1 pseudogene is annotated in these 374 nt (G+C 73.5%); it reads left to right on the top strand.

What is annotated here, in order from left to right:
* Window positions 1-374 (top strand): annotated as a pseudogene (locus PUR56_RS12935) (hypothetical protein); the annotation flags it as partial.

Consider the following 374-nt stretch of genomic DNA (forward strand, 5'->3'; position numbering starts at 1 on the left):
CACGGTCCCCACGGTCGCGGTTGAAGCCGCCACGGTCGTCACGGTCCCGGTTGAAGCCACCGGCGCGGCCCCCGCGGTCGTCACGGTCACGGTTGAAGGACGGACGGTCCCCACGGTCGCGGATGAAGCCGCCCCGGTCGTCACGGACACGCTAGAACCCCCCGCCGCGGCCACCGCGGGCGTCACGGCCTCCGTCGACGGCCGGACGGTCCCCCCGGTCGCGGCTGACGCCGACTCGGTCGTCACGGGCACGGTAGAAGCCACCGGAGCGGCCACCGCGGTCGTCACGGTCACGGTTGAAGGACGGACGGTCCCCACGGTCGCGGTTGAAGCCGCCACGGTCGTCACGGTCACGGTTGAAGCCACCGGAGCGG

Origin of the sequence: Streptomyces sp. BE303, from assembly GCF_036290945.1 — a bacterium.
GTDB lineage: Bacteria > Actinomycetota > Actinomycetes > Streptomycetales > Streptomycetaceae > Kitasatospora.